Origin of the sequence: Micromonospora sp. NPDC049044, from assembly GCF_040649215.1 — a bacterium.
Classification (GTDB): Bacteria; Actinomycetota; Actinomycetes; order Mycobacteriales; family Micromonosporaceae; genus Micromonospora.
Genome location: NZ_JBEZFA010000022.1, coordinates 82494 through 96269, shown reverse-complemented (window position 1 = coordinate 96269; position 13776 = coordinate 82494). Strand labels below are relative to the sequence as shown.

Below are 13776 nucleotides of genomic sequence, written 5' to 3'. Positions count from 1 at the left end.
CTCCGCGCACCCGACAACGCGTTGTGGCCCGTCTGTGCACAGCCGAGTCCGGAAACGCCGTTGGCCGGCACCCCGGGTTGTGGGGTGCCGGCCAGCGGTCGGTGGTGGTGCGGTGGGGGTCAGCTGTTCCAGTGCTGGCCGACCAGGTCGGTGGCCTGCTGCTCCCACTGGGCGTACGCGTCCGGGTACGCCGAGACCTGCACGGTCTGCGCGGCGTCGGTCAGCGGCATGTCCTGCCACCGGTCAACCTGCTTCAGACCCTTGAGGAACGCGGTCGTCGAGTACGCGGGGTCGGTGATCTGCTCCGGCGTACCCCAACCCGAACTCGGGCGCTGCTGGAACAGGCCCAACGAGTCGTGGTCGTTCCTGTCACCCAGGTGACCGAGGTTCTCCAGCTTCGACTCCTGCAGGCTCGTCGCGATCGAGATCACCGCGGCCCGCTCGGGCAGACCGGCCTTCTTCGTGGCGGCGATGATCGCCTTGACGTTCGCGGTCTGCTCACCGTTCAGGTCGATGTGGGACTGGTCGCCCTGCGGCTTCGGCGCGCTGGTCTGCACCGCCACAGCGGCGGGCTTGGCATCGACCGGGTTGGCGTGGGCGGCGATCGGACCGGCGAACACACCACCGGCGAACGCGAGACCAGCAACAGACAGCACGCTCTTACGGATGATCGTGTTCATGGGGAAGCTCCTTCGGGGGTAAGGACACCCGCCTGAGGGCTGCGGATGTGAGCACCTCGTCCGGCGCTGCAAAAAAGGGGGAAAAGTTTGGGGGGTCGGCGGCCTGCGAGCGGGGGGCTCGCGGCGCCGGGGGGTGTAACGACCCGGGGACCGTTGTCATTCCGGGGGGCGGCCCATCGGCTGGCACCCGGTGGAGCGGGGTGCTGGTCGGGCCTGAGTCCAGGTGTAACGACCTGCGGACCGCTGTCATTCCGGGGGTGGCCGGTCGAGGCGACCTGGCCGTGGTCCTGCGATCGTCAGGGTGTGTAACGACCCCGGTCCGGCCATCATTCCGCCCCGCTGGCGCGAGCGGTCACCATCCACGGCTCGGTAACCGGACAAACTGCCCAGTTTGCCCGTGGCTGGATCCCTCAACCACGCCAATCCGGCGTGATCCACTCGGCTTCACGGAAGTCGCGGCATCCGGTGCGTTCTGACACCCCGACATCAATGAAACCGAGTCGATCACGCGGCGTCCGATGGCGCGTGGCGCGGCGGAGTCGTAGCCAGCCGGACAAAACGCCCGGATCGGGAGTCCGGGTGTGGCGGGAGTTTTCGGGACGTGGCGTCAGGTGTCGGCCGGGGATGGCTCGTGGGGTCGCCCGAGGTGGTCGCCCGCTCACCGCCGACGCCGGCGGCGGTGGTGGCCGGCGCCACCGGTCGGGGGATGATGCCCTGCTCAGGGCCGGAAATTCGGTTGAATCTGGGCGTCGGCGCCGCCAGGCTGAAGTCTCCGCCACCCCACTCCCGGAGGACTTCCATGCGCCTGCTCCGTGATCTGTGGGGCACCTCGGCACGTCGGATGACGATCGTGGCCGTCCTGATCGTGCTCGGCGCCGCCGGCCAGGCGGGCGCCTCGGCGCTGGCCGGTGCGGTGCTTGTGCACCGGTCGGCCGGTTTCTTCGCCGTGCTGGCCGGCGCGCTTGTCGCGGTGGTGCTCAGCGACCTGGCGGTGAGCCTGCTGATGGCCGGCCTGACCGCGGACTGGTCCGCCGACGTGCGCCGCCGGCTCTGCCGGGTCGCACTCGGGCAGGACCTGCCCACCCTGGAGACCACCCCGGTGGGTGAGCTGCTCGACCGGATCGACGGCGACGTCTACCAGGTGGCGTCGGCGATCCGTAACCAGGGCACCCGGCTCGCCCAGGGGCTCTGCGTCGGCCTGTTGTCGATGATCGTGGCGCTGGCCGTGTGGTGGCCGGCCGGGGTCGCGATGCTGCTGCTCACCGTGCTGCTCGGGGCTGGCCTGCGCCGGCCCACAGCCCGGATCGCCCCGGCCCGGATGCGCGAGGAGGAGGCCTGGTCCGACCTGGCCGCCGTGATGGAGGAGGCGGTCCACGGCCAGGACGACGTCCGCACCAGCCTGGCCCGGCCGTACGTGCTGCGGCTGTACGCCCGGCGGGCCGCCGCCGTGCTGTCCCGGGGCGGCGTGGTCTGGGTGTTGTCCGCCCGGGTGGCGACGGCGGCCACCGCGACGATCCGGGTCGGCATCGGCGTGGTGGTGCTCGGTGGGGCCTGGGCGTTGACCACCGACCGGATCGACGCCGCCCGGCTCACCGCCATCTGGTTGCTCGCCCTGGCGTTCGGGGCCACCGCCGAACATGTCAGCCGGATGGTGCCGGAGATCCAGGAGGCGCTCGGCGCGTGGGCCCGGGTGCGGTTGCTGCACGGGGCTCGGCAGGAGCCCGTCGGCGGCGCCAGCCCGACCGAGGGTGACCTGCGCATCCGCGACCTGACCTTCGAATACGAGGTGAGTGGCCCGGAGGGTGGCCGGGGGGCCGCGTTGCGGGGGCTCAGCCTCACCTTCGCGCGTGGCCGCTCGTACGCGCTCATCGGGCGGACCGGTTCGGGCAAGTCGACGTTGGCGAAGGTGCTCACCAGGGCGGTCGACGTGCCGACGGGCACTGTCTTCCTCGGCGGCACCGACCTGTGTGACCTCGACGTCGAGCAACTGCGCCGGTGGGTGGCACTGGTGCCGCAGCGCACCGAGATCCTGGCCGGCACGCTCGCCGAGAACGTCGCGCTCTACGACCCCGAGCTGCTCGACGCCGCGGCGAGGGCACTCGACGAGTTGGGCCTGGCCGGCTGGATCGCCGAGTTGCCCGACGGACTGGCGACCCGGCTGGGCGAGGGCGGGCACGTGCTCTCCGCAGGCCAGGAGCAGCTTGTGGCGTTCGCCCGGATCCTGGTCCGTGACCCGCATGTGGTGATCCTCGACGAGGCCACCGCGCGGCTGGATCCGGTCACCGAGGCGCGGGTGCAGCGGGCCACCGAACGACTGCTGCGCGACCGGATCGGCATCGTCATCGCGCACCGGCTCTCCTCGGTGCGCCGCTGTGACGAGGTGGTGGTGCTTGCCGACGGCGCGGTGGTCGAGGCCGGTCCACTGCAGACGTCGACGCGTTTCGCCGAGTTGCTGGCCACCAGTCACGCCGCCGCGTACGCCGGCGCCGCACCGAGCGGCCGTACCGGCGCGGGCACCGACCTGCTGGTCGGGCCCGGCCCGGCCGAGGCCTGGCCGAGCGGGCCGACGAGCGAGCCGGTGGAGCAGGCCGGGCCGGCCGGGCAGGTCGGGCGGACGCGGGCCGACCCACCACCGCTGCCGCCGGTGCCGCCGGCCCGGACGCTGCGGGAGATCTTCCGGCTCTGTCTCAACGATCCCCGCTACGGGATGGCCGCGATCGGGTTGTTCCTCGGGCTCAGCCTGCTGGGGCTGGACGGGCCGGTGCTGCCGTGGCTCTGGGCCGACCTGGTCGACGGGACCGGCAACCCGTACCTGCCGGCGATCGGGATCGTGGCGGGGCTCCTGGTCACCCTGCCGCTGCCGTATTACACCCACGTCTGGTTCCCGCAGTGGTGGGTGCGGCAGATGTTGCGGATCGGTCTGCGTCTGGTGCACGGCCAGACCGGGCCGCGCCGGGTCAGCTCGCACACCCCGGCCGAGGTCGTGGCGCAGGGCGGCGACACCGAGCGGGTGGTCCAGCTCGCCGACAACGTGCTGGACCAGGCCGTCGCGCTGGTCCTGGTGGTCGCCATGACGGCGGTCACCGGCAGCGTCGTGCCTGGCCTGTTCTTCCTCGGCACGATGGTCGTCTCCGGGCTGGCCGCGACGCTGTTCGGGCCGAGACTCGAACGGGCGGCGCGGGCGACGGTGGCGGCACGGGCCGCCTTCGCGACGGCGCTGGTCTCCGCGCTCTCCGCGGCCCGCACGGTGAAGCTCGCCGGCGCTACCACCGCGGTGCTGCGCCACCTGGCGGACCTGGACGTGCTGCGCAGCGACCGGCAGCGGCGGGAGATCTCGGTGCAGGTGTGGGCGCGTTCCACGCCGTCGATGGCCAGCGGCCTGTTGCCGATCGGCGCGTGGGCGCTCTACCTGGGCGGCTCGCTGTCCGCCGGGGCGGTGCTGGTGGCCGTGTCCACGCTGGGCGCGGCGCGTTGGTTCGCCTGGACCACCGCTTCGCTGATCTCCCAGCTACCGTCGGCGCGCGTCTGGACGCGGCGTACGGCGGCGATGACCGGGGTGAGCGCGTACTCCGCCGGGGTTCCGGCTGTCGACCTGGCCGCCGGGACGGCGCCCGCGCCGACACCCGCGCCGCGGCATCCGCTGCGCCGGCTGGAGTTGCGCGGCTTCGGGGTGGTGCACTCCGACGGTACGGTGGCCGTCCGCGACGTGGACCTGACAGTGCGGCGGGGGCAGTTGGTGCTCGTCGTCGGGCCGGTGGGTGCGGGCAAGTCCTCGCTGCTGCGGGCGCTTGCCGGGATCGTGCACCACACCGGTGAGCTGGCCTGGAACGGCGACCCGGTCACCGAGCCGGAGCTGTTCCTGCGACCCAACCAGGTCGGCTACGTCGGCCAGTTGCCCCGGGTGCTGTCCGGCACCGTCGCCGACAACATCGCGCTCGGGCACCAGGTGGACGCGGCCGGCGCGGTGAGCACCGCCCAGCTCGACCACGACCTGGCCGCAGCCGGCGGTGGGCTGGGTCTGCTCATCGGGCACAAGGGCACCCGGCTCTCCGGCGGGCAGTTGCAGCGGTTGGCGCTGGCCCGCGCGCTGGCACCGCGTACCGAACTGCTCGTCGCCGACGACGTGTCGTCGGCGCTGGACGTCACCACGGAGCTGGCGCTGTGGCAGGCGTTGCGCGAGCACGGGGTGACGGTCGTCGGTTCGACGGCGAAGCGCGCCGCGCTGGTGCGGGCCGACCACGTGGTGGTGTTGCTCGGCGGGGCGGTCGCGGCCCAGGGCAGCTGGCAGGACCTGGAGGGCGACTGGTCACACCTGGCCGGCTGAGCGGTCGGGCGGCTGCCGAGGTTACGGCAGCCGCCCGACCGACGTCGGTGTCAGTAGGCGCGGGCGTACTGGTCGGGTCCGCGGTACGCGACGCCGAGCTTCGCGGCGGCCTGGCGCGGCCAGTACGGGTCGCGCAGCAACTCCCGGCCGAGCAGCACCAGGTCGGCCTCCCCGCCCGCGATGATCTGCTCGGCGTGCTCCGCCTCGACGATCAGACCCACCGCGCCGGTGGGCACCCCTGCCTCGCGGCGGATCTGGGCGGCCAGCGGCACCTGGTAGCCGGGGCCGAGCGGGACGCGCTGGTCGGCGCTGACGCCACCGGAGGAGGTGTCGACCAGGTCGACGCCGACGCCGGCCAGCTCAGCGGCGAGCACCACGCTGTCCTCGATCGTCCAGCCGCCCTCGACCCAGTCGGTGGCCGAGATGCGGGTGAGCACCGGCACGTCCTCGCCGACCGCCGCGCGTACCGCGCGGGCCACCTCAAGTGTGAGCCGCATCCGGGCGGCCCGGTCGCCGCCGTAACCGTCGGTGCGGTGGTTGGTGAGCGGCGAGAGGAACTCGTTGAGCAGGTAGCCGTGCGCGGCGTGGATCTCCACGGCGGCGAAGCCGGCGGCCAGCGACCGTTCGGCGGCGGTCGCGAACGCCTCGACCACGCCGGCGACGCCGGCCTCGTCGAGGGCGGTCGGCGTCCGGTAACCGGCGGTGAACGGCTCGGAGCCGGGCGCGACTGGCGTCCAGCCGCCCTCGGCGTCCGGCACACCGCCGCGCCCCGGTGCCCACGGCCGGTACGTGGACGCCTTGAACCCGGCGTGCGCGAGCTGCACGGCGGGCACCGCGCCGTGGGCGGCGACGAACGCCGTCACCGGTCGCCAGGCGTCGACGTGGGCACCGGACCACAGCCCGGTGTCCTGGGGGCTGATCCGGCCCTCGGGGAGTACTGCGGTCGCCTCGGTCATCACCAGACCGGCACCGCCGACCGCGCGGCTGCCCAGGTGGATCAGGTGCCAGTCGGTGGGCAGACCGTCGGGGCCGGCGGAGTACTGGCACATCGGCGCCATGGCGACCCGGTTGGGCAGGGTGACCGCGCGCAGGGCCAGGGGGGTGAACAGGGAACTCATGGGGGTCATCCTCTCGGAGACGACGACAGGCCCCCCGGGGGGAGGGGCCTGTCGTCGGTGTACTCGGGTCAGGCGGGAAGAGGACTCAGCTCGGGGCGGGTCTCCACTACCGGCTCCGGCTCAATCAGGTCACGCCGACCGGCGGACTCGTACGCGACCCGGTCGAGGGTGCCCTCGCGGGCGGCGACCACTGTCGGCACCAGGGCCTGCCCGGCCACGTTGGTGGCGGTGCGGATCATGTCCAGGATCGGGTCGATGGCCAGCAGCAGACCGGCGCCCGCCAGCGGCAGGCCCAGCGTGCTGAGGGTCAGGGTGAGCATCACGATCGCGCCGGTCAGGCCGGCGGTCGCCGCCGAGCCGACCACCGAGACGAACGCGATGAGCAGGTAGTCGGTGAGGCCGAGCTGCACCCCGAAGACCTGGGCCACGAAGATCGCGGCGAGCGCCGGGTAGATGGCGGCGCAACCATCCATCTTCGTGGTGGCGCCGAACGGCACCGCGAACGAGGCGTACTCGCGGGGAACGCCGAGCCGCTCGACGGAGCGCTGCGTCACCGGCATGGTGCCGACCGAGGAGCGGGACACGAAGGCCAGCTGGATCGCCGGCCAGGCGCCAGCGAAGAAGCGCAGCGGGTTGAGCCGGCCGGCGAGGACCAGCACCAGCGGGTAGACCACGAACAGCACTATCGCGCAGCCGACGTACACGGCTGTGGTGAACTTCGCGAGCGGGGCCAGCAGGTCCCAGCCGTACGAGGCGACGGCGTTGCCGATCAGGCCGAGGGTGCCGATCGGGGCGAGCCGGATGACCCACCAGAGGGCCTTCTGCACGATCTCCAGCAGGGCGCGGTTCAGCGCCACGAACGGTTCGGCGGCGTCACCGACGAGCAGGGCCGCGGCACCGATGACGACGGCGAGGAAGACGATCTGCAGGACGTTGCCCTCGACGAACGCGCCGACCGGGTTGGTGGGCACGATGCCGGTGAGGAAGTCGGTCCACGAGCCGGTGTTCTTCGGCGGTGTCGCGCCGCCCAGGTCGAGGGTCACGCCCTTGCCCGGGTTGGTGAGCAGGCCGAGGCCGATGCCGATGCTCACCGCGATCAGCGCGGTGATGCCGAACCACATCAGGGTCTTGAGGGCGAGCCGGGCGGCGTTGGCCACGCCGCGCAGGCTGACCACGCTGACCACGATGGCGGTGAAGACAAGCGGCGGTACGGCCAGCTTGAGCAGTTGGACGAAGAGGCTGCCGACGGTGTGCAGAGTGCTGGTCAGCCAGCTCACGTCGTTGGAGCGGGCCACGAAGCCCAGCGCGACGCCGAGCACGAGGCCGAGCAGGATCTGCACGGAGAAGGGGATTTTGCGCAGGCTGAAGGGCATGAGGAAGTTATCCAATTGTCCGGTCTGATCGGGGCAGGCGTGGAAGCGCAGCTAGCCCGGACAGATGCCGCTGGCCTGTAGTCGGAGATCGACATACAGGCGGACGGTGAGGCCCCAGACATTGGTCATCGCTAGGCGAGGTTACGCCTGTTCCGGCTCAATGGAAGGGGCTATCGGGGTGAGGCTCCTTACAGCGGCCGTCAATCCGTCAGGAAGGGGCACTTCCTCGCCCGCGGGCCAGGGCGAGGGTGGTCGCGGTGGCTATGCCCCACACAACGGCCAGGACGAGGACCAGCCGTTCCAGCACGCCCACGAACGTGCCCCGGCCGAGGACCAGCATCGCCAGCCCGACCGTCGCGCAGAGCGGTAGCGCCAGCGCGGCGGCCCCGCCGGCCAGCCAGCGCACCGCCGGACCAGCCGATCCGGACGCGGCGAGCGCGAGCATCGCGAAAACCACAGACGCGGTGGCCGCGATGCTCGCGCCGCCGTGCACCAGATCCGCTGTCGTGGCTCGCTCGAAGGGCGGCAGCGGACAGCCGGCGGAGCAGGTCACCGCCCCGGACACCGCCGCGAACACCGCACCGGTGGCGAGCAGCGCCGGTGCCGCCGCCCACACCCCGGGTGGCAGCGCGGCACCGATCAGCAGCAACGCGGCGGCCAGCGCGAGGATCCCGATCCGGTACGTCGCGGCGTGCCCACTGCCGGCGATACCGGCCTCGCTGACGTACCCGGTGAGACCGGGACCGGGACCGGCGACCACGGCGACCGTCACCGCCACCGCACCGGCAAGCGCACAACCCGCCGCGGCGGCACCGGCGGCCCGGCGGGCGACGTCCGCGCCGGCCCTCGGTGCGCTCGTGGTGCCGGAACGGCCCGGCTCAGCCACGCCCGTGCGGCGTGCGCCAGCCCGACTCGTCCGGCCCCAGCGGCACGATGCCGGTGGGGTTGATCTCCCGGTGGGTGCCGTAGTAGTGCCGCTTGATGTGGTCGAAGTCCACAGTCTCGCCGAAGCCCGGGGTCTGGAACAGGTCCCGGGCGTACGCCCACAGGACCGGCATCTCGGTCAGCTTGCTGCGGTTGCACTTGAAGTGGCCGTGGTAGGCGGCGTCGAAGCGGACAAGCGTGGTGAACAGCCGCACGTCGGCCTCGGTGATCGCGTCACCCATCAGGTACCGCTGCCCGGCCAGCCGCTCGGAGAGCGCGTCCAGTCGGGCGAAGAGCGCCCGGAACGCCTCGTCGTACGCCTCCTGCGAGGTGGCGAACCCGCACCGGTAGACGCCGTTGTTGACGTCGTGGTGGACCTCGGCCATCAGCGCGTCCATCTCCGGGCGCAGCGCGACCGGGTACAGGTCGGGTGCGCCGGGCGCGTGCAGTGACCGCCACTCGGTGGAGAAGTCGAGTGTGAGCTGCGGGTAGTCGTTGGTGACCACCCGACCGGTAAGCGTGTCGACAAGCGCCGGCACTGTCACCCGGCCGGTGTAGTCCGGGTCGGTGGCCAGGTACGCCTCGGAGAGGAAGCTGACGCCGAGGACCGGGTCGAAGCCGTCCGGGTCGAGGGCGAACGCCCAGCCCCGCTCGTCGCGGATCGGGTCGACGGTGCCCAGCGAGATCGCGTCGGTCAACCCGAGCAGGCCGCGCACGATCCTCGCCCGGTGTGCCCACGGGCAGGCCCGGCACCAGATCAGCCGGTACCGGCCGGCCTCCAGGGGCCAGCGGTCCTGCTCGTCCGGGCCGCCGCCGGGCGGGGAGGTCGAGTCGGCGGTGACCCGCCCGGTGAAGCGGTTGGGCTGGCGGACGAACGCGCCGCCGCCACTGGTCTCTGCGCTGAACTGGGCCCGAGCCATGCCGTCAACCTATCCGTTGCCGGCGCGGATATCCTGGCGGCCGGCAGCCCCCGCGACCCGGTGGGCGTCCCCCACCCCCCGCCGTCTGCACCCCGAAGGACTCGCGATGACCGTGGCATACCTGGTGGCCGGTGTCCGCACCCCGATCGGCCGGTACGCGGGCGCGCTGGCCCCCGCCCGCCCCGACGACCTGGCCGCGCACGTGATCCGTGAGCTGGTCGCCCGCCAGCCGTCGGTGGACTGGGCGCGGGTGGACGACGTGGTGCTCGGCTGCGCCAACCAGGCCGGTGAGGACAACCGCAACGTGGCCCGGATGGCGGCGCTGCTGGCCGGCCTGCCGCAGGAGGTGCCGGGCAGCACCGTCAACCGGCTCTGCGGCTCCGGGCTGGACGCCCTCGCCACCGCGGCCCGGGCCATCGTGGCCGGCGACGCGGAGTTGATGATCGCCGGTGGGGTGGAGAGCATGAGCCGGGCGCCGTTCGTGATGCCGAAGGCGACGTCGCCGTATTCCCGGTCGGCCGAGGTGTACGACACCACACTGGGTTGGCGGCTGGTGAACCCGTTGATGCGCGACGGGTGGGGGGTCGACTCGATGCCGGAGACGGCGGAGAACGTGGCCGCCGAGTACGGCGTCAGCCGGGCCGAGCAGGACGCCTTCGCGTACCGCTCCCAGCAGCGTGCGGCCAAGGCGCAGGCCGACGGCCGGTTCGCCGAGGAGATCGTGGCGGTATCCGTGCCGGCCGGTCGCCGGGAGACCCGGTTGGTCGCTGTCGACGAGCACCCCCGGGAGACGTCGCTGGAGAAGTTGGCAGCGCTGCCCACCCCGTTCCGCGAGGGCGGCACCGTCACCGCGGGCAACTCCTCGGGCGTCAACGACGGCGCTGTCGCGCTGCTGGTGGCCAGCGAGGCGGCGGTGCACCGGTACGGCCTCACCCCGCTGGCCCGCGTCAGCGGTGCGGCGGTGGCCGGTGTGCCGCCCCGGATCATGGGGATCGGCCCGGTGCCGGCCACCCGCAAGCTGCTCGCCCGGCTCGGCGTCGAGGTGGGCGACCTGGACGTGGTGGAACTGAACGAGGCGTTCGCCGCGCAGTCCGTGGCGGTGCTGCGGGAGCTGGGTCTGCCGGTGGACGCCGACCACGTCAACCCCAACGGCGGGGCCATCGCGCTCGGGCACCCGCTCGGGGCCAGCGGCGCACGGCTGGCGCTGACGGCCGCCCTGGAGCTGCGTCGCCGTGGCGGTCGCCGGGCGTTGGCCACCATGTGCATCGGCGTCGGTCAAGGCATCTCGCTGTTGCTGGAGTCAGCCGCCTAGAGTGGTCCACACCACACGACCCGCGGGTCGGCCGGTGCTCGCGTACGCCTGCCGGCGCCGTCCCGCGCCGCGGCGATGAACTGGGGAGCACGCTGATGCCGGATGGACTGCCTACCGAGATCGATCTGACCAGGCCCAGCGCGGCCCGGGTGTACGACTACTTCCTGGGCGGGGCGCACAACTTCGAGATCGACAGGCAGTTGGCCGAGCAGATCGCCAGCATGACCCCGAATCTCGCCGCCACCATGCGTTCCGGCCGGGAGTTCCTGCGGCGGGCCGTGCGGGTGCTGCTCGACGCCGGCATCGACCAGTTCCTCGACATCGGCTCCGGAATTCCCACCGTCGGCAACGTGCACGAGGTGGCCCAGGCGGTCAACCCGAAGGCCCGGGTGGTGTATGTCGACATCGACCCGGTGGCCGTCGCGCACAGCCGGGAGTTGCTCGCCGGCAACGAGCTGACCGGCGTCATCCACGCCGACCTGCGCGAGCCGGAGCGGATCCTCGCCGAGACCCGGCAACTCGGGCTGATCGACTTCAGCCGGCCGGTGGGCATCCTGCTGGCCGGGGTGGTGCACTTCGTCCCGGACGGCGACCGGCCCGAGGAGATCCTGGCCACCCTGCGGGCCGTCGCGGCGCCGGGCAGTTTCCTGGTCGTCTCGCACAGCACCTTCGAGGACCAGCCGCAGGAGATGCTCGACGCCCAGCGGCTCTCGGCGCGTACGGCCACCGAGATCACCCTGCGTTCCCGGGCACAGGTCACCGGCTTCTTCGGCGACTGGACGGTGCTCGAACCGGGTGTGGTGCACATGCCACTCTGGCGTCCCGACTCGCCGTCCGACGTGGACGATCACCCGGAGCGGTTCGGCGCCTTCGGCGGCGTCGCCCGGTACGACCAGCCCGCCGGCTGACCGACGTGGCCGCCGTCGGGGACTCCGCCGGGGTCGACGCCGGCCGGGCCGACGTCAAGGGGTTCGCAGCCGACTGGGCCCGCGCGGTACGCCGCCTCGGGTTCGTGCCACTGAGCGCGGCCGAGACCGAGCGGCTGCTGCTGGCGCACACGATCCGGCTGGCCCAGGCGGTGCGGGCCGAGCCGTTCAGTGCCCTCCCCGCCACCGAGGTCGGGCGGGAGTTGGTGCAGGCGCACCTCGCCGAGCCGGAGGCGCTGAGCTGGACGCTGCACGCCCTCGGGGTGGACTTCCCGCGCCGGGTGCTGAGCGCCGTCGACCGGCCGGCGGACCTGGCCGATCGGATCGCGGCGGTGCAGGGCGGACTCGCCGCCGGGTACGCCGGTGCGCTGCGCGACCGTACCTTCAGCCAGCAGGAGCGGATCGCCAGGTCGGCCTGGCAGGCGCGGGACGAGGTCGAGCAGGCGCTGCGCGACAGCGAGGCCCGGTTCCGGGCGGTCTTCACCGGCGCGGCGATCGGGATCGGCATCGCCGGCATCGACGGCCTGATCATCGACGTCAACCACGCGTTCGCCGACATGCTCGGCTACTCGATCGCCGAGTTGCGGGGGACGAACGTGTCGGCGTTGTCCCACCCCGACGACGCCGCCGGGATGTGGGAGCTGTACCAGGAGCTGATCGAGGGCAAACACGACGCGGCCCGGGTGGAGAAGCGCTACCACCGCAAGGACGGCTCGGTGGTCTGGACGGACCTGGCCGTCTCACTGATCCGGCACGGTGACGGTCGACCCCGGTTCACCGTGGCGATGATCGAGGACATCACCCAGCGGCACGAGCTCCAGCAGCGGTTGCGTTTCCAGGCGCTGCACGATCCGTTGACCGGGCTGCCCAACCGGACGTTGTTCTTCGAGACGCTGGGTCGGGTGCTCGGTGACGCGGCGGGCGGCCGGCGGGTCGGGGTGTGCTTCCTGGACCTGGACGGCTTCAAGGCGATAAACGACAGCCTCGGCCACGACCTCGGTGACCAACTGCTCGTGACGATCGGGCACCGGCTGACCGCGTGCGTGGCCGACCACGGCCACCTGGTCGCCCGGATGGGTGGCGACGAGTTCGTGATCCTGGTCGACGGCGGCGACGACATCGACGACGCGGTGGCCGTCGCGGAGGCCGCGCTGGCCGCCGTCGCGGTCCCGGTGCACGTCGGTGACCACCAGTTCGCCGTGTCGGCAAGTGTGGGGATCGTGCAGTGCCCGGCCACGGAGACCACCGCATCGGAGCTGATGAAGGCCGCCGACACCACGCTCTACTGGGCCAAGGCGGCGGGTCGGGGCCGGTGGGCGGTCTACGACCCGGAGCGCGGCGCCCGGGACATCGCCCGGTCGGCGCTGATCGCCGGCCTGCCGGCCGCACTCGACCAGGGTGAGTTCGTGCTGCACTACCAGCCGATCGTGTCCCTGTTGGAGGGTCGGATGCTCGCGGTGGAGGCGCTGGTCCGCTGGGAGCACCCGGAGTTGGGCCTGATCGGGCCGGACCGGTTCATCGACCTGGCCGAGGAGACCGGCCTGATCGTCCGACTCGGCGAGTGGGTGTTGCGGCAGGCCTGTCATGACGCCGAGCGGTGGTGGCGGGACTTCCCGGACGCCAGGTTGGTGGTGAGTGTCAACCTCGCCGCGCGCCAGGCCGACGACCCGGCGATCGTGGACACCGTGGCCGACGCGCTGCACACCAGCGGGCTGCCCGCCGAGTTGCTTCAGCTGGAGCTGACCGAGAGCGCGGTGATGGGCAGCGCCGATGAGCCGCTACGCAGCCTGCACCGACTGGCCGCGCTCGGCGTCCGGTTGGCCGTCGACGACTTCGGCACCGGTTACTCGAACCTCGCGTACCTGCGGCGGCTGCCGGTGCACTGCCTGAAGCTGGCCGGCCCGTTCGTCGAGGGCATCCGGGCCGACGGGGCCGACGTGGCGGCCGACCACCGCGACGAGCGGATCGTCGACGCGTTGGTCCGGCTGGCGCACGCCCTGGAGCTGTGGGTCACCGCCGAGGCGGTGGAGACCGGGGTGCAGGCGGAGCGGCTGCGGGCGCTGCGCTGCGACACCGGGCAGGGCCGGTACTTCGGCGCCCCGGCCCCGGCCGACGCGATCACCGCTCGGCTCCGCGGCGGGGCGACAGCGTGAGCGGGGGAGCGCGACGGTTCGGTAAGCACCGCTGGCGGCGATGGAA

9 protein-coding genes are annotated in these 13776 nt (G+C 72.7%); 4 read left to right on the top strand and 5 right to left on the bottom strand.

Annotated features, from left to right (window positions below; translation table 11 throughout):
* Window positions 1-119: 119 nt before the first annotated feature.
* Entirely contained in the window at window positions 120-680 is a 561-nt protein-coding gene (locus tag AB0B85_RS19560; RefSeq protein WP_357409139.1) for a hypothetical protein, read from the bottom strand.
* 799 nt (window positions 681-1479) lie between these two features.
* Here AB0B85_RS19560 and AB0B85_RS19555 point away from each other — a divergent pair.
* On the top strand, window positions 1480-5004 hold the full coding sequence (locus AB0B85_RS19555) for an ABC transporter ATP-binding protein (RefSeq protein WP_357409137.1): 3525 nt from the start codon (window positions 1480-1482) through the stop codon (window positions 5002-5004).
* Between the two features lie 50 nt (window positions 5005-5054).
* On the opposite strand, the gene AB0B85_RS19550 is transcribed toward AB0B85_RS19555, so the two are convergent.
* The 4 genes from AB0B85_RS19550 to AB0B85_RS19535 all read right to left on the bottom strand — a co-directional run bounded on the left by AB0B85_RS19550 (window position 5055) and on the right by AB0B85_RS19535 (window position 9339).
* Entirely contained in the window at window positions 5055-6122 is a 1068-nt protein-coding gene (locus tag AB0B85_RS19550) for an NADH:flavin oxidoreductase/NADH oxidase (protein WP_357409135.1), read from the bottom strand.
* A gap of 68 nt (window positions 6123-6190) precedes the next feature.
* Window positions 6191-7483, bottom strand: a complete 1293-nt coding sequence (locus tag AB0B85_RS19545; RefSeq protein ID WP_357409195.1) for a dicarboxylate/amino acid:cation symporter — start codon at window positions 7481-7483, stop codon at window positions 6191-6193.
* 220 nt (window positions 7484-7703) lie between these two features.
* Entirely contained in the window at window positions 7704-8381 is a 678-nt protein-coding gene (locus tag AB0B85_RS19540; protein ID WP_357409133.1) for a DUF998 domain-containing protein, read from the bottom strand.
* Window positions 8374-9339, bottom strand: a complete 966-nt coding sequence (locus AB0B85_RS19535) for a glutathione S-transferase C-terminal domain-containing protein (RefSeq protein ID WP_357409131.1) — start codon at window positions 9337-9339, stop codon at window positions 8374-8376. Before AB0B85_RS19535 ends, AB0B85_RS19540 begins: the two co-directional genes overlap by 8 nt.
* Window positions 9340-9445: 106 nt before the next feature.
* On the opposite strand from AB0B85_RS19535, the gene pcaF reads away from it, so the two are divergent.
* From pcaF to AB0B85_RS19520, 3 genes are all read left to right on the top strand, one after another.
* Entirely contained in the window at window positions 9446-10651 is a 1206-nt protein-coding gene (pcaF, locus tag AB0B85_RS19530) for a 3-oxoadipyl-CoA thiolase (protein ID WP_357409129.1), read from the top strand.
* Between the two features lie 95 nt (window positions 10652-10746).
* Window positions 10747-11559, top strand: coding sequence for an SAM-dependent methyltransferase (locus tag AB0B85_RS19525; protein WP_357409127.1), 813 nt, complete (start codon window positions 10747-10749; stop codon window positions 11557-11559).
* Between the two features lie 5 nt (window positions 11560-11564).
* Window positions 11565-13730 carry an EAL domain-containing protein gene (locus tag AB0B85_RS19520; RefSeq protein ID WP_357409125.1) on the top strand — a complete coding sequence of 722 codons (2166 nt, stop codon included), beginning with the start codon at window positions 11565-11567 and terminating at the stop codon, window positions 13728-13730.
* Window positions 13731-13776 lie beyond the last annotated feature (46 nt).

What these genes read in the sequence shown, in the direction of transcription:
- AB0B85_RS19560 (WP_357409139.1), bottom strand. Translation starts at nt 680, where the DNA reads ATGAACACGATCATCCGTAAGAGCGTGCTGTCTGTTGCTGGTCTCGCG.
- pcaF (WP_357409129.1), top strand. Translation starts at nt 9,446, where the DNA reads ATGACCGTGGCATACCTGGTGGCCGGTGTCCGCACCCCGATCGGCCGG.
- AB0B85_RS19555 (WP_357409137.1), top strand. Translation starts at nt 1,480, where the DNA reads ATGCGCCTGCTCCGTGATCTGTGGGGCACCTCGGCACGTCGGATGACG.
- AB0B85_RS19535 (WP_357409131.1), bottom strand. Translation starts at nt 9,339, where the DNA reads ATGGCTCGGGCCCAGTTCAGCGCAGAGACCAGTGGCGGCGGCGCGTTC.
- AB0B85_RS19550 (WP_357409135.1), bottom strand. Translation starts at nt 6,122, where the DNA reads ATGAGTTCCCTGTTCACCCCCCTGGCCCTGCGCGCGGTCACCCTGCCC.
- AB0B85_RS19525 (WP_357409127.1), top strand. Translation starts at nt 10,747, where the DNA reads ATGCCGGATGGACTGCCTACCGAGATCGATCTGACCAGGCCCAGCGCG.